Below are 23,563 nucleotides of genomic sequence, written 5' to 3' on the forward strand. Positions count from 1 at the left end.
AGACCTGTTTTCAGGTCTCTTTTATTTTAATTTTAAATTCTATTTTTTTATTTGGTTTCTATGATGAGAAATTGGAAATGTAGAGAGTGTAAGAGATATATTCCAGTAAGTATAAATACTATTGAGATTAATGATATTGTTGTTTTTCAAATTAGTCATCCAGCTAAGAAGATTAAGCATAAAATAACTATTAAGGCACGTGTATTAAATAAAGATAATATTTTTTTGTTTTTAGTTTCTGGTCGTGATTTTTATCTTGTTGATTATAGAGATGTTTATCCTCCAAATGCTCCTGTCTTCTTTGTATATAATATGTTTGGTATTTGCGATTGTTAATATAACTTAAACTATATTTGGCCTATGGGATTGAATTTAAGATATTTTTATATTTCGCTATGTAATTATGGCTTACCTATAAACTCTGTTCGCTATGCTTTACGTTAGTTTATATTTTTTTGGGAAGAAATTGCTCAAAAATTTGAACAACTTCTTCTTTTCTATTTTATTTTGTAATCTAGATTTCTCTCTAATTTTATCCTTAAAGATCTAGTTTTTTAAACTTATATTATTTAATAGGGATTGATTATTAAATAATGTTTTTTTAAAATCAAAAATTATATTAAATGGTTATTTCTTATATTCCTGAGTGTAGAAATGCTCATTGATCTCATCTATTATCGTTTTATTTGTTTTTTTTATCAATTTATTTTTCTTTCTCAATACTTCTGAGTTTAATAAGTCTTTAGGATCACTATTAATTGTAAAATTAGGAGGAATTGATTTTACAAGAGGTGGAAAATGCTCTCGTCCTCCAATAGTAACCTTCTCAATGAAACTGGCAAGCCATAACAAGAACTCATCCTTATTACTATAAGATGGAACTAAGCTAACATCTATAATCTTTTTCTCTTTATTACATACTTTTTGAAAACCCTCATGATGGTCAAAAAAATTATATTTTAATTTTAATTTTAATTTTGTACCTTTGATTTCTTTTCTAATCTCTTTTATTAAAATATTAATTAAGCTTAGAGTCTCATTTGATAGTTTTTCTTTTATAATAACTTCATTGTGTATTTTTTCGGCAATTTTTAAATGTATTGGTATTATATCTACCTATGTGTTTTTTATACTTTATTTATGTTATAAAAAAATACTTTTTACGGGAAATTAAATTTAATAATATTTATGTGAAAAGTGTTACAAAAGATAATTGTTAATAAGATTTTATAAAATAAAGTTATAATATACGCAGAAAATATTTTATAAGGTTTAAAAGTAGTAAAACTATCTGGGGTGAACTTTATTCTAAATGTTAATATATTGCGCTATTAAAAAAAAGCCTCATCTATAATAGAGAGACTTGCTGACTAAATGCTTACATTATCCCACCTAACATCGATAAATATCAACGATATCTTATAGGGGGGAGTTTTATTTTTTTTATCAGTTAATATTTTAAAAACTCCTATTGATTATATATTTCTTTATTTGTCATTCGTCCAAGATAATTAACTGAATTAACAATTATATTATCAATATGAATTTCTTTATGCATCTTAACAACTGAGATTTTTCCAAGATTAGTAAATCCATTAATATCTCTCATTGAAATTGATTCTAGTTTGTTTTCTAATGGATAGAAGAAGGTATAAGGTAAAGGAAAACCACCTCTAGAATAATCTAGTACAGAAAGGCTAACCATATACCAGTGCATTTTTTTATCTGACATAATTTTATCTCCTAAGCCTTAATAGTCGGGTACATTACTTAAAAGAACTTTAGATAAATTTAACAAAAACTAAAAGTATTGATATGGTTTGAAAGTTAAAATGGCTTAAAATAAAATATTATTGGCTCAAAATGTTGAATAAATTTAGCCAATTTTGAGTGACTCTAATTTTTTAAGCAAATTTAGCATTTGTTTTTATAAGTGTATTCATCTAAATTATTGTTAATTTAGAAAATTATCTTAAAAATAAGTGTTGAAGTTTTTGGGGTGAGCGAAAGTTTTCTAAAAAATGTATTACAGTTCCCCAATAATTTCATGTTCTTACTAGTCGTTATTGTCTCAAATAAAATTGACGGTTTTAATTTAGGAAATAGTTAAATTCATGTACTGATGATTTTTGCTTTAAGTCTTATATTTTAAGTTGCTTGCACTATCAAAAAAAATGATAGATTCTATCTGTACTTCTGTTGAAAAGAGTTTAGAATAATAATTAACTTTTAACCTGTTTTGAATATAAAGTTTATTCGAAATTTTATTTTTTCAAGTGTGATTTATGAGTGTTGGATTTACATTAAATTATGAGATTGTAAGCGAGTTTAGTGAAAGTGATTTGTATAAAATCAATCAGATGATTATTTCTGTTTGGGACTATAATTCATGGGTTCAAGAAGAAAATGTAGAGCCAATGGCGGAGTTTTTTCTAAGTGAAGTAATCATAAACTCCTCTCGAATATTTGTTGCTCGTGATGGAGAGCAGATTGTTGGTGTTATTGCTGCATCACTAGTTAGCAATATACGACAAAAAGCTAAGGCAAAAATAAAAAAGTATAAATCTTTAAAAAAATTGTTTTCAGAAAAAGGAAATGAAGTTTTTGATTGCTATTTGGATACTTTGATATTATGTGAAAATTTACTTCTTAGAAGCGGTAGAAGTTTTAATGCTTCATTAAATTTATTTATTTTAGATGAAAGATATCAGGGGTTAGGAATAGGAAATAAGTTGTATTCTCGTTTTTTGGAATATCTTGCTGATATGAATGCCGATAATTTTTTCCTTTATACAGATGATAGTTCTAACTTTCAGTTTTATGAAAGAAAAGGCTTGAATCGGATAGAAGAAGAGGAATTTTATTGGCGTTGTAGTAATCAAAATAATGAAAGGTATTATTTATATGAGGGTAAAGTGTAATAATAAGAGTTGGAGTTTTTCATTTAATGTGTTTTATCCCATTAAGATCTTTATGCTCTAAGTAAGCATTGTATTAGATGTTGCAAGGGTAAGATCTAATACAATGCTTAAGAGAAAGTACTAATATTTATGAAAGTGTTAGTAATTTCTAATCATCTATATTTGTTAGAATTATTCTTAGTTTGTACAAATATTTTTTAGAACTATTTCATTAACGAAAATTAAGTCTTATCTTGAGACTTAAATCTTACCGAACTGCCCAAGAAATTTAGTTAAACACTACCCCAATGATCTAAATGATCAGCCCACCACTGCATCATTGCTTTACGGTCATTTAGCCATTGAGCATGATTGTACGATGCGCGTGTTTTATTATCAGAAACGTGGGCAAGTTGTATTTCAACCCAATCCTTATTAAAACCATTCTCATTGGCCACAGTCGATGCAGTTGCTCTTAGAGTATGCATCCTGAACTCTAATTTCATATTACTTAGGGCAGTATTCAATGTGGTTTTACCCATCATCTTTCCGTCTTCACCTGTAAATATATATTCACTCTCAGGATAAAGTGCAAATTGCTCTTTTATGATTTCAATGGCTTGGTCAGATAACGGTACAACATGCATTCTGTTTTTTTTCATATTGCGCTTGCCAGCCAAAATATCAGCTCTTGATACTGCTGGAATCGTCCATGTCTTATCTTCAAAGTTAATATATTCCTTTTTGCCTCGGCGTATCTCAATACTTCTAAGCCATGTGTATGCTGCGGTTTTAATAGCATTTCGGGTGCTAATTGAGCCGCCATATGCATTGAGCTTAGACATAAGTACTTTTTTTTCAGACTCAGTTAATGGTCTGGCATGGGTTACATCTGGCTGTTTAATGTAACCCCTAAGAACATAAGTAGGATCTATAGAAATACGTTTTGTGATAATTGCATATTCCATTACTTCACCAATAATTTGTCTTACAAAAATTCCTTTAACTTCTCCTGTACCTCTACCTGACTTTTTGATTCTTGCCATAGTGTTATCAAGCACAGTTTTAATATCAATAGAGTCAATCTCATGAATAGGTTTATTACCAATAAGAGGATAAACATCTTTCTCAAAATAACTGGAGCGGCGTTGTTCCCACTCTTTGGACTGTTGAGCTTTTCGTGAACTCATAAACTCACTAGCGACTAATCGGAATGTACCATTATTTGCTTTGATTGCTTCAAGTCGTTCTTTTTTCTGGTGACTTATTGGATCTACTCCTTTGGCAAGTTGCTCTCGATATTCCATAGTTTTTAAGCGAGCATATGCTAAAGTAATTTCAGGATATTGACCGATTGTGAGCATTTTTGCTTTAGTAAGAAATCGATAGCGATAACGCCAGAATTTACTGCCCGAAGGTCGGACTTCTATACATAGTCCTAAATGGTCAGCCACGCGGTATAGTTCTTCACGTGGTTTTAATCTTTTGATTTTAAGGTCGTTTAACATAAGGTGTGAGTAACACTATTTCTAAAAGCTCTTACTCACAATCTTACTCACAAAAATTGGTAATTGCATGTATCACGTTGTTATGCAAGGTTGTAATAAAAATTTTTTTAAATCAACTAGATAATTTTTAATGTAATTAAAGTTTATAAAAGGTTAGATTATTAATTGGCATGATGTAATTACATCTACGTCTAGATCAAAAAAAATCCCTGCATATGCAGGGATTTTTTTACGTGCAAAATATTGAATGTTTATTTAAATAAAATAATTGTCCAAGTGAAAAAGATAATGGCTAAAGAAACGAATTGCGCAGCGCTACCCATATCTTTGGCATTTTTAGATAACTCATGTTTTTCCAGTGAAATGCGGTCAACAACGGCTTCAATGGCTGAATTGAATAATTCCACAATAATCGCCAACAGACATACCGCGACCATTAAGGCTTGTTCCAAAGCCGAGACATGCACAAAAAAGCTCAGCGGAATGAGGATGACATTGAGCAAAATGACTTGTCGAAATGCCGCTTCATGACTAAACGCCGCTTTAAAGCCTGCGAGTGAATAGCCCGTTGCATTTAAAATCCGTTTGAGGCCATTTTTGCCTTTATAAGGAGAGTAGGGTGTCATTGCGATTTGGAGTGACTGGAGAAAGCTTAAGTATAAATCCAAATATGTTGCAGTAAATTGGCAATATGTCGCATGCGTGTACCAATCAAGACTGTTTTCTGCCAGCGAATCTCATCAGAGTTGCATTTATGAATTGTCAATTCAGATCAGGCTAAGGATAATAAGCACAGGTCTATTGAGGGAAAATTCTGCATGAAAATTATCGCAGATGAAAATTTGGCATTTACCGATTATTTCTTTGCGGAATTTGCAGAAATACAGCATCGGGCAGGACGTACCTTGACGTATGACGATGTACAGGATGCAGACGCACTCTTGGTACGTTCGGTAACCAAAGTGAACCATGCCCTGATTGATCAGACTAAAATTAAATTTGTTGGCAGTGCCACGATTGGAACTGATCATTTAGATATTCAGGCTTTAGAACAACAAAACATTGCTTGGAGCAATGCGCCAGGCTGTAATGCACAAGCGGTGGCTGAATATGTGATTACTGCCTTACTACATTTAAATGCTGATGTATTAGAGAAAAATAAGGACTTCACTTTAGCAATTGTGGGTCTGGGAAATGTGGGTAGCCGACTGGCGGTGATGGCGCAGCTATTGGGCTGGAATGTGATTGGTTATGATCCTTATGTGCAACTTGCGGGGATTGAAAATGTTTGCTTTGATGCGTTGCTAAAACGCGCCGATGCCATCTCAATTCATGTGCCACTCACTGTCTCTGGTGATTATCCAACACAGCATTTATTTGATGCGACTGCATTTGCTGCAATGAAACCATCCACTATTTTAATCAATAGTGCGCGTGGGCCTGTGGTTGAGCAAGCGGCCTTGATGGCGGATATTGCAACAACCAAACGTCAAGTGGTGCTGGATGTATTTGAGTTCGAGCCAGAAATTTCTGAACAATTACTGGATCTACTGGCATTAGCAACGCCGCATATCGCGGGTTATAGTCTGGAAGGTAAGGCCAGAGGTACGCAGATGATCTATGAGGCTTTTTGCCAGACATTTGCTTATGACGTGACAAAACGTTTTGAGAGCCAGTTGCCACTGGTACCCCAATACTTTGAGCAGGATTTAAAAGTTGCGCTTAAACAGCATCTCACGCAGATTTATGATATTGCTGCGGACGATCAGCAATTGCGTGCTTGTGTTCAGGATGGCAAGGTTGAGCAAACCGCATTTGATTTACTCCGAAAAAATTATCCTTTGCGCCGTGAATGGGCTGCACATGGTGGGCCAAAAGCATGAACCAGACGATGAAAAACTATCAACCAACGTGCTCCATTGAAGCCTTAAAAGCACGGGCAGCGATGTATCAGAAAATCCGCCAGTTTTTTGCTGAGCGTGAAGTACTTGAAGTGGAAACCCCAGTCCTGTCTCAGGCGGGTGTGACCGATGTGCATTTGGCTTCGGTGCAGGTACAGCGTCATATTCATGGCAAATTAAATACGCAATATTTACAAACCTCACCCGAATTTCCAATGAAACGCTTATTGGCCAGTGGTAGTGGGCCAATCTATCAAATCTGTAAAGTATTCCGTGATGATGAGCATGGGCGTAAGCACAACAGTGAATTTACCATGCTGGAATGGTATCGTCCGGGTCTGGATTTAAAGGCACTTATGCATGAAACTGCGGAATTGTTAGAAACATGCTTGGCACATCGTTTCGGTGAAATTCGTCCAGTAATTCTCAGTTATAAGCATGCCTTTCAGGATCGTCTGGATATTAATCCGTTGCAGGCAACCTTAAAACAACTCAAAGATACGGCTAATCGTGTCGGTCTGAATCTTGATTTAGGTGATGATCGTCTGGGGTATATGGACCTGTTATTTTCGCACTTTGTTGAACCAAGTCTGGGCTTCGATGCACCCGTATTTTTAACCGATTTTCCACCTGAAATGGCTTCATTGGCAAAAGTGAAACAGGATGAAGAGGGTGAACTGGTCGCAGCGCGTTTTGAGGTCTATATCGAAGGTCTGGAACTGGCAAATGCCTATGATGAATTGCTGGATGCAGATGTGTTGGCCTCCCGCTTTGAAGCTGATAATGCAGAGCGCGCACAGCAGGGTTTAGCCATCATTCCAACTGATCAATATTTACTAGCAGCTTTGCCGAATATGCCTGAATGTTCTGGGATTGCGTTAGGTATCGACCGTTTGTTGATGGTTGCGATGAATCAGGTCAAGATTGATCAGGTGATTGCGTTCCCTGCCGAGATTGCATAACGCAACATATCTTAAAACTTAGAGTAATTGCATCAGCAGCTGGATCAGTTCACTTTGTCGATGTGTTTTGGTCTTTTTGAAAATAGCTTGCAGGTGCTTTTTTACGGTATCGGCCTGAATTTCATATAAAAGAGCAATTTCTTTGGTGGTTTTACCCTTAAGCAGTTGCTCGCATATTTTATGTTCTACGGGTGTGAACATAAAAAGCTGTCTACATCGGTCTTTCTGATATTTAGGTTGATGTTGAAGCCCTGAAAATGTTGCCAGTAATACTGGGCGTAAACCAAAAATCTTATGGGTTTTTTCGGGACAAAGTAGATCCAGCGTTAAAAAGAGCTGATGATCTAAGCGCATCACCTGACTTCGTTCAGCATACGCTACGTCAGAATAGGTGTTATGCAGACGTTCTAATTCAAGCAGGTGCTGTTCGAATTTTTGCTGTTGATGGGGTTTGAAAAAGAAGCGACGCTGTTCAATCTGGATGTGCGCATTATTTTCGATAAATTTTTCTGCTTCTCTATTCATTTCCAGAATATCGCCGTTGAGATTAATAATCGCAATTGGCTGATTCATTTTCTGGATCAATTGTGACCCAAGTAAGGTCATGGTGGAATATTCAAAATGATGGCGATAGTGCTGAAGCTTTTGCTGGATCTGAGGCAATATTTGATAAATCGGTTGAAGTTCAGAGCAACTTAATGCACCACGATCAGGACTGGTCAGAAAGGCCAGAATCACACAGACTTTATGATCATAAATAACCTGAAGTGCTGAGCAAAAACGTAAATTGAGTGGTTGTAAAATTTGTTGATAAACTTGCGTCTGAACAATGTCCTGTTCCGTAAAATGTTGGCTGCAATGCATCCAGCCTGTGATTGGTGCTGCCAATAATTTTTTTAATTGTGGGTCATCATCAAAGGCTAAACGGAGTTGTTGTAGAGCCGCTTGTTCAAGTTGATGAGGATCCAGATTAACCCCATGATGCACACTGAATGAGAGTGCCTGCACCTCGAGATCAACTGCCAGAAGTTGTGCTGCCTGAAAGTCAAAATGATGGTTAAGCTCTTCGAGGAAAATCATCCAGTCATCAGCATGCTGAACCTTGTTCAGGATGTCCAGTACAGCATGAGATTGGGTTTGATTCATTTAAAGCGTCCAGCAAAGAACAAGAACTATTTCCATATAGTCTATATGGGTTTTATCAAAATAAAATTATCAATCAGAAAAAATGTGACTTTTTATGCAATCAAAAGATGAGTTAAGCCATTCAGGTACGACAGAACAAAATGAATTGCCTAAACCCATCACAGATTTAGGCAAGATTAAATTTAGCAACGGCCTTTTTTGGCCTGTCCTGGTGGGCAAAAATCACCATGACCATTGTGATAATCTTCTGGATCAACCACAACACTGCCATGTGGCGTATGTACCGCACAAGCGGATAGACTGAATGTGAATAAAAGACAAAGGTAGAGTGATATTTTTTTCATGGTTCCGTCCCGTATTTTTATTGCTTTAGATATCACTTTAAAACGATCGGTTCATTTTTACCAGAACGGGACTAAAATTTTTTAAATGAGATGAATATCACTCTTGAGGTCTTAACACGGTTCTAAACCCGACATGCGTTGCCGCCAGATCAAATTCCTGAGGATAACGACTGCTATTGCGATAACGTGCACAGAAATTAGAAGCACATAAAAAAGAGCCGCCCTTAAGCACATATTGTGTGGTCGCACTATTTTGCTGGCGCAGATCCGTATAATTTCCCATATGTTGATCATGCGCACCATGATAGACAGAAGACGTCCATTCCCAGACATTCCCGATCATATCGTATAACTGAAATGCATTGGCTGCATAACAGCCGACAGGGGCAACGCCTTCGAAATGGTCTTCAACTGTATTTTTAAGTGGAAATTCCCCTTGCCAATAATTGGCTTGCGGATGTTGATGGGCATCCTGTGGTGCCTGATGAAGAGGGGTATCATTTTTTGAACCCGCCTTGGCTGCATACTCCCATTCCTGTTCAGAGGGTAAATCGTGCCCCAACCAGACTGCATAATGTTCTGCATCATTTTTGGTGACATAACGGACTGGTTCAGAGGGCAGAGCCGCTTGACCCGACGGGCCATTTGGCGTTTTCCATGTGTAATCAGCCTTTAACTGCCACCATTGATTAGGCAGGTTAGCATCTGGAGAAAATACGGCTGCCTGCTTTTGTTTTTCTGCATCTGTGATATAGCCCGTAGCTTTGACAAAACTGGAAAACTGGGCAACCGTAACCTCAGTTTGATCGATCCAGAAGCCATCCACTTGGCGTTCTTTCGCACCAAAATTAAGTTCATCTGGATAGGCCTGATTGGAACCCAGTGGAAATGAGCCTTTAGGAATCCAGACCATCCCCGCTGTTTTATGTTTTTGCCATGCATCGGGCAAGCCAGAATAGCTCTGGCATTGTGATAAAGAGCCCAACAATGCAGGTTGAGTTGTTGGGTGTTGTTGAGATGGCTTTACTTCTGGCCCAACTCTACTGCAACCTGCCACAAGGGACAGGCTACAGAGGGAAACGAGAAGGGGACTTAGTTTCATTGAAGATTGTATTCCTTGACCCCATTTTGCTGGGTGTATTTGTTATACACATCTACCAGTTCTTGCAGTTTTGCAGGATTAGTTTGAGCCAGATTTTGGGTTTCACCACGATCATTTTTCAGATTGTAGAGTTCCCAAGTGCCTGTACCCAGCTCGGCTTTACCTTGTAAGGCAATTTTCCAGTCACCCTGACGTGCATATTTACTGCCATGTAATTCATCGGCAAAACTAAAGTTAACGGGACGAATGGCCTGAGCTTTATTTTCGAGTACCGATTTCCATGAATAGCCACTTGGGGTATTAATCTGGCGACCTTTATATTGGCCTTGTGGCACGGCAATATTGGCGTAATCTAAAACTGTCGGGAAAACATCTAGTACGGAAGCAAAACCATGATGCGTGCTTTGTGCTTTGGTTTGATAAGGGAGTTTCACAATTGCTGGAGCAGTGGTTGCACCTTCACCCGCCGTATCCTTCCATAAGTGGAATGGCGCAGCACTCACTTCTGCCCAACGTGGCCCCACATAATGATAAGAACTCGATGTACCCACGTTATTGACACTGTTATCAAAGCCAGACTCAGTGCCATAGTTGCCGCGGATAAAACCTTCTGCGCCATTATCTGAAACAAAGAAAATGAGCGTATTGTCATATAAATTATTGCGTTTGAGATATTGGATGACCCGCCCAATATTGGCATCCAGATTTTCCACCATGCCTGCATAGATTTCCATTCTGCGTGCTTCCAGCGCTTTTTGTTCAGTTGAAAGCTCATTCCATTTGCCATATTTTTGAGGTGCATTTTGCGTAGCAATCGGTTCAGCAGCAGTGAAGTTGGCTGGGATCAGACCCAACTGTTTCTGGCGAGCAATACGCGCATCACGAATCACATCATAACCCGCATCGTAGACACCACGATAACGGTCCCGATATTCGGCAGGCGCTTGTAAAGGCCAATGCGGCGCGGTGTAAGCCGCATAAGCAAAGAATGGTTTGCCTGAATTTTTGCCAGATTCTAAATAACTGATCAGCTTGTCGGTGAAATAGTTGGTCGAGAAGAAATCATCAGGTAAAGATGAAATTGGCACTTCTTTGCCATCTTCTGTATAGGTTGCATTACGTTTATAGGCATTCGGCGCTTGTTTAAAATGCAAGTCCAAGCCTTGTAATAGGGTAAATGAATGGTCGAATCCTTTGGCATGTGCGTTGGTTTCAGGTGTCAAACCTAAGTGCCATTTGCCACTGATATAAGTACGATAGCCATTGTCTTTTAAGACTTCAGCAATCGAAAGTGAACGTTCATTCAAATAACCTTCATAGCCGGGCTGGCCTTTTAAATGTGCAGGCGTCAGCTCAGCCATTGCCCCAATTCCTGCCAAATGATGGTCAGTACCTGAAATCAATTGCGAACGGGTTGGAGAGCAAGTTGGCGCTGTGTGGTAGTCGGTTAAAATGCGGCCCTCTTGCGTCAGTGCATCAATATTCGGGGTGTGAATTTCACCGCCAAAAGCACCTAAGTCTGAATAGCCTAAGTCATCGGCCATGATGAATAAAATATTGGGCTGTTTCTTGGTTTCAACCACAGTATTGGATTCGTTTGAATCATCATTACTGCACGCTGAAATCGAAAGACTAAAGAGGGCAATCGACAAGGTCGTGAGAAGGCTGTTACGAGGCATGAGATTCGACTTAATCCATTAAAATAATGCAGTCGAGTTTAGAGAGATGATTTTTATGATAAAAATAATTAAAATTTGATTGTTAATCTTAAAAAAAGAAAAGCCCCAAAACTGGGGCAAATCGTGAATGGATTTAAAAAGGAAGTTTGGTCAACTGGTTCAGGAAATGTGGGACAACGCGAGGTTCCAGAATGATGGTCACCACCACACCGTAGGCGGCTCCCCAAAGATGCGCACTGTGGTTGATATTGGTATTGCCACGTTTGCCCGACCAGATGCTATATGCGACATATAAAATTGCAAAAATAATCGCAGGCACAGGAATGAAAAAGACAAAAATCAGATTCCAAGGCTGGAACAGGATATAGGCGAATAGTACCGCAGACACTGCGCCTGAGGCTCCTAGACTGGCCCACTGGGCATCATGACGATGTTTTAGGTAGCTGGGTAAGATCGCAACGATTAAACCACCCAGATAAAATAAGACAAAGCCCATGTCATAGAAAAACTGACGATAGAAACTTTCAATGATATTGCCAAAGAAAAACAGCGTGATCATATTGAATAGGAGATGTGTACCATCAGCATGAATAAAACCATGCGTGATAAAACGGTCATATTGCCCACGTTGCATGGCAGGAGGCCAGAAAATCAGACGATTCATCACTGCCTGATTGGAGAAGGCCAATAAGGAAATTACAACTGTAATAATGATCAGGGTCACAGTGTGCCCAAAGGGTAGATGTAACATAAATATTTTAAATTGATCAGAGTCTAAGCAATAATGCCATTAAAAACTTAATAAACAATGATCTTGCATAGAATTCCTACAAAAATGGTTGAATTTTTTTAATTACCCTCCATCTTCGGTTAATATAACGACATCAGCTTGAGGATTATTGTTATGTCGACTGAGAACACCAACACTGCTGTCGCAGAAGAAATTCCAAACCTTTTAATTACTCCCTCTGCACAAGAGTACTTAGGTGATTTATTAGCAAAGCAAAATACACCAGGGATTGGCGTTCGTGTTTTTGTAGAGAATCCAGGTACTCCACGTGCTGAATGTTGTATGGCATATAGTGCACCTGATGAAGTGGTGCCAACAGACTATAAACAGGATTATCCAGATTTTCCTGCCTATGTGGATGCGCCATCAATTCCGTATCTGGTTGATGCGGTAATTGACTACAACAAAGATCGTTTTGGTGGTCAATTAACGTTCCGTGCACCGAACTCGAAAGTGCCGCGTGTTGGCCCAGATGCGTCGATTGAAGAACGCATTACTTATGTATTGCAATCAGAAATTAACCCAGGTCTAGCGGGTCATGGCGGTAACTGTAGTCTGGTTGAAGTACAGGATAGCCCAGAGCATGGTTTGACTGCTGTATTGAAATTCGGTGGTGGATGCCAAGGTTGTTCTGCGATTGATGTAACTTTAAAGCAAGGCGTAGAAACCACATTAAGACAGCATGTACCAGAGTTACAGCGTGTTGTGGATCAAACGGATCATACACAGGCTGAAGGCGCTTATTTTAAATAATCGCTCGACATCTACTGTAGTTTAAAAAAGTCCTTTCGAGGGCTTTTTTTATTGTTTATCGTTTCTAAATTATCTGAAGATAGCTTAATTATTTATGGTAGAAAAATAATGGTTTTTGGTTCTATATATTTAAATTAATTAAATTTTTTATTTATCTGTCATAACAAGAGCGAGTAAGTTCAATTTATTGAGTAATTGAATGGAAATGGTTCCTGCATTTTTAGCTAAATTGGTTCTAGGTTTTATAAAGAAAGCAAAGAGAATAAAAATGAACAAAAAATAAGTTTGGATAAGGACGTAAGGGATTTATGAATAAGAAATTAGTGTTAGGCATCAGTATCGGTGTCATGAGCTTGGCAAGCTATGCACAAACGCCACAAGTGGATGTGATTGTGTTAAATGCCGATGTTCGGACCTCGAATCCAGCCAAACCAAAAGCACAGGCATTTGCAGTGAAAGATGGAAAGTTTGTGGCTGTCGGCAATAATACCTATATCCAGAATATGGCGACCAAGCATACACAAGTTATCGATGTAAAAGGTAAAACAGTTCTCCCCGGATTAACCGATGCGCATACCCATTTGTTGGGCGGTCTGGAATTATGGGACGGTGTTGATCTATTCGGAATCACGGATCGTCAGGAATGGCTTAAATTAATTGCCAAAAGAGATAAAGAATTACCGAAAGGTGCTTGGTTAATGGGAGGGCGTTGGGACATCACGGGCTTGAAAGATGATCATATGCCAACTCGTCAGGAGCTGGATGCGATTGCTCCAGATCGTCCTGTGGTGTTACAGGACATTGATTATCACACGGTTTGGGTCAATACTAAGGCGATGCAAGTGCTGGGGATTGATAAAAATACCAAATCACCAGAGGGTGGTGAGATTGTCAAAGATCCGCAGACAGGTGAGCCGACCGGGATTTTTAAAGAAACTGCGGGTACTCAACTGATTCTAGGAAATCCTAAATACACTAGTGCCTTATTGTCAGGAAAAGCGGCACTGCCAGTCGTTGAAAAGATCATTGCACATTTTAATAGCTTAGGCATTACCTCTGTACATGATATGTGGACTGAGTTAGATACGGTTTATCCTGCTTTGCTGGAGTCGAAACAGGAATTACCGATGCGTATCCGTTTTGGATTAATGGCGGGTGATGATCAGGTAACGCCTGCCGATTTCCAGCGTTATGCGAAGCAACGCGATGAACTGAATCAGCAATTTATACAAAAAGAACAGCAGTGGAAAAAAGGGCCGCAGTTCCGCTTTGCGTATATGAAATATTTTGTCGATGGCACATTGATGAATTATACCGCTGCATTAAATGAACCGTATGCAGATCGTCATCATTTTAATATTGCCCCAATTACCTCACAGGCAGATCTAAATAATTCAGTGAAAAATGCCAATGAAGTCGGGTTCCCCGTCGCGATTCATGCGATTGGCGATAAGAGTGTGGATATGGCCCTGAATGCGATTGAAAATAGCCCTAAACATCGCCAATTAGCCAATCGAATTGAACATATTGAGGTTCTATCTAAAGATGCTATTCCACGTTTTGCGGAGCTAGGTGTTGTGGCTTCGATGCAGCCTGATCATGCTATTACAGGGAATTATCAGGAATCCCGTTTGGGTAAGGCGCGTATGCCATATAGTTATGCTTGGCAATCTTTGCTCAGTAGCGGCGCTACCATGGTATTGGGAAGTGACTGGCCTACGGCATCTGAAAATCCAATGTTGCAGCTCAGCGATGTGGTATTTCGTGAGTATCAGGGTAAAACCCGTTATAGCGATAATGCTTTAAGTCTGGATGAGGCTTTATATGCCTATACCCAAGCACCTGCAAATATCGCAGGGTGGGGCGATGAGATTGGCAGTATCAGTGTCGGGAAATGGGCTGATTTTGTGGTCTTGCAGGATACTTTAAAAACACCACTCAACAAAGACATTAAGGACTGGAAAGTTGCCGAAACCTGGTTTGCTGGAAAACAGGTTTATAATGGAAAATTAAGTAAAAATAAATAAGTGTATTTAAAAAAGAAAGTCTGATGGCTTTCTTTTTTTTACTTTTATTTGAATAGTTGTATTTTAAAAAAATAATAAATGGCTCTTTTGGTTTTTTGAAAATTGGTTCTCGATTTATAACCTGTGCACAACATAATTGAGATTCAAAAATAACCTTATACTAATGGGATAAATGGATGGTCAATAAAAAATGGATTTTAGCGGTAATTGCATCTATGTTAATATCACCAGTAAATGCAAAATCAACTGATCATGATCAGGGTAATAATGGGGATAGTTTTTTAATCAGTGGTTCACTTGCATTTTTAACAGAGTATTATTGGCGAGGGACGACGCAAACCAAAGGAAAACCTGCTGTTCAGGGAATATTAAGACTCGATCATGACTCTGGGTTTTATACGCAACTATTTGCATCGAATATTCAGCTAGATATAGGAAGTAGTCTAGAGCTGGATTATTATATTGGCTATAATTATCAAATAAATAATGATCTAAAGTTGAATCTGCAATATCTGGATGTGAACTATCCTGATGAAGATAAGACGCTACCTCGTGTCGATTTTGAGGAATATTCAATTGGATTGATGACTTCAAATTTACTCAATGCTCAGGATGAGCTCAACCTGTCTTTTTATTACACGCCTGATTATACCTTTGAAACAGGTAAAATGCTGCGTTATGAGGCTGGCTATCGTTATCCAGTCGCGGATCAATGGAATATATATACTCAAGTGGCCTATAACCAGTTCGCAAATAAAAATGCCTATGCCGTGCTTTGGGGAACTGATGAGAAAAGTCATTTTTATGATTATAAAATAGGGCTGGATTTTAACTATCAGGATTTTATCTTTGATCTTTATTATGCCAATGCAAATGTTAATAAAGATTTACCAAGTGCGGATAAGACGGTGGTTTTTAGTTTAACTAAAATTTTTTAATTTAAAAATAAATCTTTAGATAATTAAATAAGATGCTATTGGTTGGTATGCAATTGTTTATGTTTTAAATGTGGTTAAGGTGAGTCCGCAGCCAAAATGTTTTGTATATAAAACATTTTGGCTGTTTTGTGTTCGGGTTTGGATGGTGCGAGAAAAGACTCAAAAAATTAATAAAAATAAATTGATTTTTCTAAAAATAAGATTAGTTTAATGCTCTGTTTATTTGTTTGAAAAACAAAAGGAATTGTTTTTTATTCATTCATACTTAAATTGGTACCTGTTTTTTTGGAAGAATTGGTACTCGTTTTTAATTGAAGAATTAATCAAAGTAGCGTGAATAAAGTGATATTTAAAATATATCGATAAAAGGGATGTTAAAACAATGAGAGTGAATGCAGAGCGCTTATGGCAGATGCTCATGGATATGGCGAAGATCGGTGCGACCACGAAAGGCGGAAATACACGATTGGCGCTCACGGATGAAGATATTTCAGGTCGGGCTTTACTGCTTGAGTGGGCCAAGCAGATTAATCTTTCTATTCATTATGATGAAGTTGGTAACCTGATTTTACGCCGTTCAGGGCAAAACCAAACCGCATTACCTATCGCTATGGGCAGCCATTTAGATACCCAGCCAAAGGGTGGTCGCTTTGACGGAATTTATGGTGTGCTGGCTGGCATGGAAGTGTTACAGCGCTTAGAAGAACAGAATATTGTTACTGACCATCCACTTGAATTGGTGGTGTGGATGAATGAAGAGGGTGCACGTTTCACTCCTGCAATGATGGGTTCAGCAGCATTCGCTGGCGTATTACCTAAACAGCAAGTCTATGACACCACGGATAAAAACGGTATTTCTGTTTATTCGGAGCTGGTTCGTACAGGGCAATTGGGCGATTACCCGCTGGCTCGTCCATTTCAGGCTTATTACGAAGCGCATATCGAACAAGGGCCAGTACTGGAAAGAAACCAGATCTCGATTGGTGTGGTGACAGGTGGTCAAGCTATTCTCTGGTTAGATGTCGAAACCCAAGGTAAAGCTGCGCATGCTGGTACGACTCCAATGAATATGCGTAAAGATACTATGGTCGGCACGGCAGAAATGATTGTCGCGATTGAAAAATGCATTCTTGAGAAATTCCCACAAGGCTTGGTGACATTTGGTGAAATGCAAGTCGCCAACTCATCACGAAATACGATTCCAGGACAGATTCAGTGGACCATTGATCTACGTCATCCAGATGATGCAGCACTGAAAGCAATGGAAATCGAAACAACTACAATCTTGTCTCGTCTAGCGATGGAACGAGATCTGGAAGTTCGCGTATCTCAACATTGGCTGAGTCCAGCGACTTATTTTGATCCGACTTGCGTTGCAACAGTTCAAGACGCGGTAAACAGTTTGGGATATAGCAACCAGACAATCGTGAGTGGTGCAGGACATGATGCAATCAATATCGCAAAACATTGTCCAACGACCATGATCTTTATCCCTTGTATAGATGGTTTAAGCCATAACGAGGCAGAAGATATTTATATGCAAGATGCCGCTCAAGGTGCCGATGTGCTGCTGAATGCCATTTTAAATTATGACGCGCAGTCAGCCGCACAAGTCGCTCAAAAAAATACAGCAACAGTTTAATTATTAGCAAATTAACAATGTGTAAGACATGCATGCTGCTGGAATGGAGCATTGCAATAAAGATGGATAGATAGAAGATGAACTCAAAATTACCAGTAGAAGTAGATATTCAGGATATCTGGCAAAAAGATAAGGATCATGTGATTCACCCGTGGACAGATTTTTCGACATTTAAAGACGAAGGTTCTTTAATTATGTCTAAAGGTGAAAATGTCTATGTGTATGATGCACAAGGCAATAAATATCTAGATGGTATTGGTGGCCTATGGTGTGTCAATGTCGGTTATGGTCGTAAAGAAATTGCTGATGCTGTTGCTGAACAGATCATGGAATTACCTTACTTTTCGCCTTTTGGTCATCAAACCACAGCGCCAGCAGCCAAGTTGGCTGCTAAACTGGCTGAGTTGGCACCAGGGAATCTGAATCATGTGTTCTATGGTTGTGGCGGTTCAGTGGCGAATGATACGGCGGTACGTTTAATTCACCACTATTTCTATCAAATCGGTAAGCCATCCAAGAAAAAATTGATTGCCCGTAAAGATGCTTATCACGGTAGTACCTACATCAGTATGACCTTGACGGGAATTGAAGCCGATCATGTTGGTTTCGAAATTCACAACGAACTGGTTCATCATGTGTCATGCCCAAATCCATACCGCAAGCCTGCATCGCAGTCGATGGAAGATTTCTGTAATGAAAAGGTTCAGGAACTGGAAGATACGATTCTGAAACTTGGCCCAGATAATGTGGCTGCTTTCTTTGCCGAGCCAATCATGGGTGCGGGCGGGGTGATTGTTCCACCAGAAGGCTACCATGCCAAAACTTTGGCAGTATGTAAGAAATACAATGTTCTGTATGTGTCTGATGAGGTAGTCACTGCATTTGGTCGCTTAGGTCATATGTTTGCTTCAGAAGCCGTGTTTGGCATTGTTCCTGACATTATTACCTGTGCAAAAGGGCTTTCTTCAGGCTACTTACCTTTAGGTGCAACCATTATTTCTGATGAGATTTATGACGCCATCAGCAAGCCGCATCATGAAGGTGGTTTGCTGACGCATGGCTTTACCTATTCAGGCCATCCAGTGAGTTGTGTTGCTGCACTGAAGAATATTGAAATTCTGGAAAAAGAAAAGATTTGTGAACATGTTCAAGACATGGGCGTTTACTTTGAAGAGCAATTAAAGACGCTTGCGGATCTGGAAATTGTCGGTGAAGTACGCGGCAAAAAATTCATGATGTGTATCGAAAACTTACGTAATAAAGAAACCAAAGAACTGTTTGACCGTTCTGTTGGCGTCGGTAAACGTATTGCGAACCATTGCCAAAAACTCGGTTTGATTGTTCGTCCAGTGGGTCACATGAATGTCTTGTCTCCACCATTAATCCTGACACGTGATCAAATTGACTTTGCTGTGAAAACCTTACGTCATGCGATTCAGAATACGATTCAGGAATTAAAAGCTGAAGGTCATTTATAAGCCGAATCTCTTTGTTTCCCAATGAAAAATCAACTTGCCTTGCGGGGTGAGTTGAGTCTCGCTGATCGATAGAAATAGCGGGAGAACAACAGATGATGTCGATGGAATGAATGAGGAATAAAGCGGACATAGTTGCATGAAGCAGGCTGAAATCCTGTGGGCAGTCACGATGAATCCGCTTTAGTACCCGTATGAGAGCAAGCAGATGAAGAATTATATCAATGGAAAATGGGAAAACACGACAGGAACATCCCAGATTACGGTGGTCAATCCTGGCAGTGAAGAGGAATTAATCCGATTTACTACGGCTTCCCCACAAGATGTAGATGCTGCCGTGGCTGCTGCACAACAGGCACTGGAAAGCTGGAGTTTGACAAGCCCTGAAGAACGCGCGAATTGGTTAAATAAAATTGCCGATGCGATTGACGCAGCAAAAAACACCTTGATTGAACTTTCCCACCGTAACAATGGTAAATCTTCGGAACAAGCACAAGTCGATGTCGACAACAGCATTAAGTGTTACCGCTATTATGCCAATCTAGTTAAAAGCTTTGCATTTAGTCAGGTGACTGAATGTGACGGTGGTATTGAACTGACGCATCAGCAAAATCCCGTCGGTGTGGTTGCTTTAATTACGCCGTGGAATTTCCCATTAATCACCAGCGCATGGAAAATCGCACCGGCCCTTGCCGCAGGGTGCACGCTCATCTTTAAACCTTCCGAGTTGGTGCCTTTGCCTGAATATGCATTTACTCAGCTGTTGGATCAGATCCAGTTTCCTCAGGGTGTATTTAACCTGATTTTGGGAGATGCAGTTGCTGCGCAGCATTTGGTGACACATCCAGAGGTGAATAAAGTCTCTTTCACTGGTAGCACAGAGGTAGGCATTCATGTGATGCAGGCCGCAGCCCGTTCAGTCAAGCGTGTCACATTAGAGCTAGGCGGAAAATCGCCGATCCTTATTCTTGAAGATGCCGATCTGGATGAAGCAGTCGATAAAGCACTCGGCGGCATGTTCTATAACAGTGGTCAAATGTGTTCTGCGACCTCACGTTTACTGGTGCATCAATCGATTGCCGAACGCTTTTACCAGAAGTTTAAAGCTGCGGTGGAATCGATCATTTTGGGTTCTGATCTGACTGGTCCATTTGCAATGGGGCCGATGACCACACAAAAGCAATTCCAGAAAGTTCATGAATACTTAAGTATTGCGAAAGACGAAAAACTTCAAACTTTAATTGATTTCGAGCAAATTGCTGTGCCTGAAAAAGGCTTTTTCATTCAGCCGCATGTTTTTGTCAATGTTCCGACTGACAGTCGATTGTGGAAAGAGGAAATCTTTGGCCCCGTGATTTGCTGTCGAAGCTTTGAAACTGAAGAAGAAGCCATTCGCCTTGCCAATGACTCTGAGTTTGGTCTGGCTGCAACCATTATCACAGGGTCTTTGGAGCATGGTAAAAAAATTGCCAAGCGACTTCGCTCTGGTCATATCTGGATTAATTCCCATCAAATGATTCAACCTAGTTCGTTATGGGGCGGATTCAAAAAGAGTGGAATTGGGCGAGAACTAGGGCAGTCGGGGATGCAAAGTTATCTCGAAGAAAACGTGATTACGCTCTAATTTTTCCAACTGCTGATTGAATCGGGAAAGGGACTTCTCTGTTCAATATCACTATCCAAGATGAATAAAAAAGCACTGCGAAAATATTTGCATTGATGCAGGAGAAACGTGCATGGAAAGCGAAAACAAACGAAAAGGGCTCTCACTATGGCAAGTCGTTGTCATTGGTGTGGCTTATATGGCTCCAGCAACCGTATTTGATACCTTTGGTATTATTTCAAGAGTCACTGAGGGGCGGGTTCCTCTGGCTTATATCTTGGCCTTGTTTGCAATGCTATTGACGGCATTTAGCTATGCACGCTTTAGTAAACTGACGCCAAAATCAGGGTCAGCGTATACCTACACCACGGAAACATGCGGCAAGACAGCGGGATTTTTTGTGGGCTGGTGTTCGCTTATTGATTATCTACTTATTCCATTGGTTAATGTTTTACTCGCGTCCTTTTATCTCCATGCATTGATGCCTGACATTGCCTATACCACTTGGGTGGTGATCATGGTTGGGATCATCACGCTAATCAACAGCTTTCGTATCAATATTCTGGCGAATTTTAGCTTTATCTTTATTGCTGCCACGATTTCAATGATGCTAGTGTTTATTTTTCTGGTGGTTACTGGAATGGGGCATTCACAGGGATATCAAAGTCTAGCGACAATGACCCCCTTATTTAATGGCAATCCTGAATATCTAACCTTGCTGACAGGCGTGTCATTGGTGTGTTTCTCTTATTTAGGCTTTGATGCGGTATCAACCTTAGCCCATGAAAGCCGCAATCCGACCAAGACCATTCCTCGGGCAATTATGCTTACAACATTATTAGGCGGCCTTATTTTTATTACGGTTTCCTGGTTTGTTCAATTGTCCTTTCCGACATTGGAACAGTTTAAAAATCCAGATGAAGCCTTACCTGAAATTGCACTCTTTGTCGGGGGCGTATTTTTCCAGTCAGCTTTACTTACCGTACAGATCATGAATGCATTTGCCTCTGGTTTGGCTTCTCATGCCAGCGCTTCGCGTTTGCTTTATATCATGGGACGTGATGGTGTGTTTAACCAAAAAATATTCGGTTATGTGAATCACAGATTAGGTACGCCGTTATATTCGATTTTCTTCGTCGGCTTGATTTCTCTGTTAGCGATTACCGTTGATCTGGCAACCGTTGTGAGTCTGGTGAGTTTTGGTGCCTTGATTGCCTTTACTATGGTGAACTTCTCTGTATTCATGAAATTCTTTGTGATACGTAAAGAGCGCGTAGGTTTAAAAAATATATTCTTCAATCTATTGCTACCACTAGCTTCGGTGCTGTGCTTATTAGGTTTGTGGGTACATCTGGAAAAATCAGCGCTGGAATTTGGTGGCGTGTGGTTATTGGCTGGCGTTTTACTGTTGCTTTATAAGCGTATCCGTAAACAGCCACTTTCGTTCGGGGCCACGACTTAAACCGTTTTAATCAATTGATTTGATTTCTAAAAATTTGAAAATATGGAGACAAAATATATGGAACAGAATGCGACAACCCCAAATCAGCAAGGTTTTAGCATGCCCGGCGAGTGGTCTACACAAGAAGCTGTATGGATGATCTGGCCTTATCGTACAGATAACTGGCGTGGAAATGGTGCGCCTGCACAACAGGCTTTTGCACAGGTTGCGGCTGCAATTGCTCAGCAAACGCCAGTATTTATGGCGGTTCCTCAAGCTGAAATGGAAAAAGCACGTCAGGTTATGCCTGCACAGGTGACTCTGGTTGAAATGCAAAGTGATGATGCATGGACACGCGATACGGGGCCAACCATTGTCAAGAATGCACAAGGTCAGAAAAAAGCCATTAATTGGGTGTTTAATGCTTGGGGCGGGGAAAATGGTGGATTGTATTTCCCATGGGATCAAGATCAACTGATTGCAGGCAAAATTGCTGCTCAACATGGCATTGAGACGTACTCGACACCGCTGATCTTAGAGGGCGGGGCAATTCATGTCGATGGAGAAGGGACGTTATTGACCACAGCAGAATGCTTGCTCAATCCAAATCGAAATCCACATCTGTCTCAGACTCAGATTGAAAACATTCTGCAAGAATGTCTCGGGGTAACGACTTTTATCTGGCTGCCTCAAGGGGTATTTAATGATGAAACCGATGGGCATGTTGACAATATGTGCTGTTTCGTTCGTCCGGGTGAAGTTGCATTGCACTGGACAGATGATATCAATGATCCGCAATACGCGCGTTCACAAGCCGCATTGAAAGTGCTTGAAAATACGAAAGATGCGAAAGGCCGCCAATTGAAAGTATGGAAGTTACCATCTCCAGGCCCACTTTATGCCAGTGGAAATGAGACGGTTGATGTTGATAAGGGCAATGCGATTGAACGTTTTGAAGGAAATCGTTTGGCGGGTTCTTATGTGAACTATCTGATCAGCAATCAGCAGATTATTTTCCCATTACTGGATGAACGTACCGATGAACAGGCAAAAGCATTGTTCCAGCAGATGTATCCAGACTATCTCATCACAGGGGTACCAGCGCGAGAAATCTTACTGGGTGGTGGAAATATTCACTGCATTACCCAGCAAATTCCAGCTTAAGTCACGATACTGCAAGCAAGTTGAAAAGTAACTATAGATCGGTAGCGCTTTTCAACTTGCTCAGTCAATGAATGGATGAAATAATAATAAAAAATACTGGAAAAGTATCATAATTTTAAAGAGATCATCTAAAGCATAAAATGCCCAAAAATTTGAAAATGTTTATTCATTTGATGATTGCAATAAGA

The 23,563-nt window shown here is 39.6% G+C and carries 21 protein-coding genes; 12 read left to right on the forward strand and 9 right to left on the reverse strand.

Annotation, left to right across the window (positions count from 1 at the left end; translation table 11 throughout):
* Positions 1-63 precede the first annotated feature (63 nt).
* Positions 64-336 carry a hypothetical protein gene (locus PJ15_RS00510; RefSeq protein ID WP_047426686.1) on the forward strand — a complete coding sequence of 91 codons (273 nt, stop codon included), beginning with the start codon at positions 64-66 and terminating at the stop codon, positions 334-336.
* Positions 337-627: 291 nt separating this feature from the next.
* On the opposite strand, the gene PJ15_RS18185 is transcribed toward PJ15_RS00510, so the two are convergent.
* Positions 628-852, reverse strand: coding sequence for a hypothetical protein (locus PJ15_RS18185; RefSeq protein WP_052138533.1), 225 nt, complete (start codon positions 850-852; stop codon positions 628-630).
* Between the two features lie 616 nt (positions 853-1,468).
* Positions 1,469-1,732: a hypothetical protein gene (locus tag PJ15_RS00520; RefSeq protein ID WP_047426693.1), complete on the reverse strand. Its 264-nt coding sequence runs from the start codon at positions 1,730-1,732 to the stop codon at positions 1,469-1,471.
* 553 nt (positions 1,733-2,285) lie between these two features.
* On the opposite strand from PJ15_RS00520, the gene PJ15_RS00525 reads away from it, so the two are divergent.
* Positions 2,286-2,921, forward strand: coding sequence for a GNAT family N-acetyltransferase (locus tag PJ15_RS00525; RefSeq protein ID WP_047426697.1), 636 nt, complete (start codon positions 2,286-2,288; stop codon positions 2,919-2,921).
* 272 nt (positions 2,922-3,193) lie between these two features.
* Here PJ15_RS00525 and PJ15_RS00530 read toward each other — a convergent pair whose 3' ends face one another.
* Positions 3,194-4,408 (reverse strand): tyrosine-type recombinase/integrase, encoded by a 1,215-nt coding sequence (locus PJ15_RS00530; RefSeq protein WP_047426698.1) that lies wholly within the window; start codon positions 4,406-4,408, stop codon positions 3,194-3,196.
* 251 nt (positions 4,409-4,659) lie between these two features.
* Positions 4,660-5,034 carry a diacylglycerol kinase gene (locus PJ15_RS00535; RefSeq protein ID WP_004770353.1) on the reverse strand — a complete coding sequence of 125 codons (375 nt, stop codon included), beginning with the start codon at positions 5,032-5,034 and terminating at the stop codon, positions 4,660-4,662.
* Between the two features lie 192 nt (positions 5,035-5,226).
* On the opposite strand from PJ15_RS00535, the gene PJ15_RS00540 reads away from it, so the two are divergent.
* Together PJ15_RS00540 and epmA are read left to right on the forward strand one after the other, a co-directional pair.
* Complete coding sequence (locus PJ15_RS00540) at positions 5,227-6,291, forward strand: 4-phosphoerythronate dehydrogenase (RefSeq protein ID WP_047426701.1); 1,065 nt, start codon at positions 5,227-5,229, stop codon at positions 6,289-6,291.
* Positions 6,288-7,271: an EF-P lysine aminoacylase EpmA gene (epmA, locus tag PJ15_RS00545; RefSeq protein ID WP_047426704.1), complete on the forward strand. Its 984-nt coding sequence runs from the start codon at positions 6,288-6,290 to the stop codon at positions 7,269-7,271. Before PJ15_RS00540 ends, epmA begins: the two co-directional genes overlap by 4 nt.
* A gap of 18 nt (positions 7,272-7,289) precedes the next feature.
* Here epmA and PJ15_RS00550 read toward each other — a convergent pair whose 3' ends face one another.
* The 5 genes from PJ15_RS00550 to PJ15_RS00570 form a co-directional block, all read right to left on the reverse strand.
* Positions 7,290-8,417 carry a helix-turn-helix transcriptional regulator gene (locus PJ15_RS00550; RefSeq protein WP_047426708.1) on the reverse strand — a complete coding sequence of 376 codons (1,128 nt, stop codon included), beginning with the start codon at positions 8,415-8,417 and terminating at the stop codon, positions 7,290-7,292.
* A gap of 182 nt (positions 8,418-8,599) precedes the next feature.
* On the reverse strand, positions 8,600-8,761 hold the full coding sequence (locus tag PJ15_RS18560; protein WP_171248550.1) for a hypothetical protein: 162 nt from the start codon (positions 8,759-8,761) through the stop codon (positions 8,600-8,602).
* 97 nt (positions 8,762-8,858) lie between these two features.
* A complete protein-coding gene (locus PJ15_RS00560) occupies positions 8,859-9,863 on the reverse strand; it encodes an SUMF1/EgtB/PvdO family nonheme iron enzyme (RefSeq protein WP_047426714.1) in 1,005 nt (334 codons plus the stop codon).
* A complete protein-coding gene (locus PJ15_RS00565; protein WP_047426717.1) occupies positions 9,860-11,542 on the reverse strand; it encodes an arylsulfatase in 1,683 nt (560 codons plus the stop codon). Before PJ15_RS00565 ends, PJ15_RS00560 begins: the two co-directional genes overlap by 4 nt.
* Positions 11,543-11,675: 133 nt before the next feature.
* Positions 11,676-12,293 (reverse strand): rhomboid family intramembrane serine protease, encoded by a 618-nt coding sequence (locus tag PJ15_RS00570; protein ID WP_047426721.1) that lies wholly within the window; start codon positions 12,291-12,293, stop codon positions 11,676-11,678.
* 153 nt (positions 12,294-12,446) lie between these two features.
* Here PJ15_RS00570 and nfuA point away from each other — a divergent pair, with 153 nt between their 5' ends.
* The 8 genes from nfuA to aguA all read left to right on the forward strand — a co-directional run bounded on the left by nfuA (position 12,447) and on the right by aguA (position 23,375).
* Complete coding sequence (gene nfuA / locus PJ15_RS00575; RefSeq protein WP_004770341.1) at positions 12,447-13,085, forward strand: Fe-S biogenesis protein NfuA; 639 nt, start codon at positions 12,447-12,449, stop codon at positions 13,083-13,085.
* 308 nt (positions 13,086-13,393) lie between these two features.
* On the forward strand, positions 13,394-15,112 hold the full coding sequence (locus tag PJ15_RS00580; RefSeq protein WP_047426724.1) for an amidohydrolase: 1,719 nt from the start codon (positions 13,394-13,396) through the stop codon (positions 15,110-15,112).
* A gap of 176 nt (positions 15,113-15,288) precedes the next feature.
* Positions 15,289-16,050 carry a TorF family putative porin gene (locus tag PJ15_RS00585; RefSeq protein ID WP_047426726.1) on the forward strand — a complete coding sequence of 254 codons (762 nt, stop codon included), beginning with the start codon at positions 15,289-15,291 and terminating at the stop codon, positions 16,048-16,050.
* A gap of 382 nt (positions 16,051-16,432) precedes the next feature.
* Positions 16,433-17,692, forward strand: a complete 1,260-nt coding sequence (locus PJ15_RS00590) for a Zn-dependent hydrolase (RefSeq protein ID WP_047426729.1) — start codon at positions 16,433-16,435, stop codon at positions 17,690-17,692.
* 77 nt (positions 17,693-17,769) lie between these two features.
* On the forward strand, positions 17,770-19,170 hold the full coding sequence (locus tag PJ15_RS00595; protein ID WP_004770335.1) for an aminotransferase: 1,401 nt from the start codon (positions 17,770-17,772) through the stop codon (positions 19,168-19,170).
* A 205-nt stretch (positions 19,171-19,375) separates the two neighbouring features.
* The gene (locus PJ15_RS00600) at positions 19,376-20,791 is read left to right on the forward strand and encodes an aldehyde dehydrogenase family protein (RefSeq protein ID WP_047426732.1); all 1,416 of its coding nucleotides are present in this window, start codon (positions 19,376-19,378) and stop codon (positions 20,789-20,791) included.
* A gap of 112 nt (positions 20,792-20,903) precedes the next feature.
* Positions 20,904-22,232 (forward strand): APC family permease, encoded by a 1,329-nt coding sequence (locus PJ15_RS00605; protein WP_047426735.1) that lies wholly within the window; start codon positions 20,904-20,906, stop codon positions 22,230-22,232.
* A gap of 57 nt (positions 22,233-22,289) precedes the next feature.
* Positions 22,290-23,375: an agmatine deiminase gene (gene aguA, locus PJ15_RS00610; protein WP_047426737.1), complete on the forward strand. Its 1,086-nt coding sequence runs from the start codon at positions 22,290-22,292 to the stop codon at positions 23,373-23,375.
* Positions 23,376-23,563: the final 188 nt, after the last annotated feature.

Origin of the sequence: Acinetobacter sp. neg1, assembly GCF_000788125.1 — a bacterium.
Taxonomy (GTDB): Bacteria; Pseudomonadota; Gammaproteobacteria; order Pseudomonadales; family Moraxellaceae; genus Acinetobacter; species Acinetobacter vivianii.

Excerpts from the sequence above, each read along its gene's own strand:
- PJ15_RS00510 (WP_047426686.1), top strand. The coding sequence starts at position 64 with ATGAGAAATTGGAAATGTAGAGAGTGTAAGAGATATATTCCAGTAAGT.
- PJ15_RS00520 (WP_047426693.1), bottom strand. The coding sequence starts at position 1,732 with ATGTCAGATAAAAAAATGCACTGGTATATGGTTAGCCTTTCTGTACTA.
- PJ15_RS00525 (WP_047426697.1), top strand. The coding sequence starts at position 2,286 with ATGAGTGTTGGATTTACATTAAATTATGAGATTGTAAGCGAGTTTAGT.
- PJ15_RS00530 (WP_047426698.1), bottom strand. The coding sequence starts at position 4,408 with ATGTTAAACGACCTTAAAATCAAAAGATTAAAACCACGTGAAGAACTA.
- PJ15_RS00535 (WP_004770353.1), bottom strand. The coding sequence starts at position 5,034 with ATGACACCCTACTCTCCTTATAAAGGCAAAAATGGCCTCAAACGGATT.
- PJ15_RS00540 (WP_047426701.1), top strand. The coding sequence starts at position 5,227 with ATGAAAATTATCGCAGATGAAAATTTGGCATTTACCGATTATTTCTTT.
- epmA (WP_047426704.1), top strand. The coding sequence starts at position 6,288 with ATGAACCAGACGATGAAAAACTATCAACCAACGTGCTCCATTGAAGCC.
- PJ15_RS00550 (WP_047426708.1), bottom strand. The coding sequence starts at position 8,417 with ATGAATCAAACCCAATCTCATGCTGTACTGGACATCCTGAACAAGGTT.
- PJ15_RS18560 (WP_171248550.1), bottom strand. The coding sequence starts at position 8,761 with ATGAAAAAAATATCACTCTACCTTTGTCTTTTATTCACATTCAGTCTA.
- PJ15_RS00560 (WP_047426714.1), bottom strand. The coding sequence starts at position 9,863 with ATGAAACTAAGTCCCCTTCTCGTTTCCCTCTGTAGCCTGTCCCTTGTG.
- PJ15_RS00565 (WP_047426717.1), bottom strand. The coding sequence starts at position 11,542 with ATGCCTCGTAACAGCCTTCTCACGACCTTGTCGATTGCCCTCTTTAGT.
- PJ15_RS00570 (WP_047426721.1), bottom strand. The coding sequence starts at position 12,293 with ATGTTACATCTACCCTTTGGGCACACTGTGACCCTGATCATTATTACA.
- nfuA (WP_004770341.1), top strand. The coding sequence starts at position 12,447 with ATGTCGACTGAGAACACCAACACTGCTGTCGCAGAAGAAATTCCAAAC.
- PJ15_RS00580 (WP_047426724.1), top strand. The coding sequence starts at position 13,394 with ATGAATAAGAAATTAGTGTTAGGCATCAGTATCGGTGTCATGAGCTTG.
- PJ15_RS00585 (WP_047426726.1), top strand. The coding sequence starts at position 15,289 with ATGGTCAATAAAAAATGGATTTTAGCGGTAATTGCATCTATGTTAATA.
- PJ15_RS00590 (WP_047426729.1), top strand. The coding sequence starts at position 16,433 with ATGAGAGTGAATGCAGAGCGCTTATGGCAGATGCTCATGGATATGGCG.
- PJ15_RS00595 (WP_004770335.1), top strand. The coding sequence starts at position 17,770 with ATGAACTCAAAATTACCAGTAGAAGTAGATATTCAGGATATCTGGCAA.
- PJ15_RS00600 (WP_047426732.1), top strand. The coding sequence starts at position 19,376 with ATGAAGAATTATATCAATGGAAAATGGGAAAACACGACAGGAACATCC.
- PJ15_RS00605 (WP_047426735.1), top strand. The coding sequence starts at position 20,904 with ATGGAAAGCGAAAACAAACGAAAAGGGCTCTCACTATGGCAAGTCGTT.
- aguA (WP_047426737.1), top strand. The coding sequence starts at position 22,290 with ATGGAACAGAATGCGACAACCCCAAATCAGCAAGGTTTTAGCATGCCC.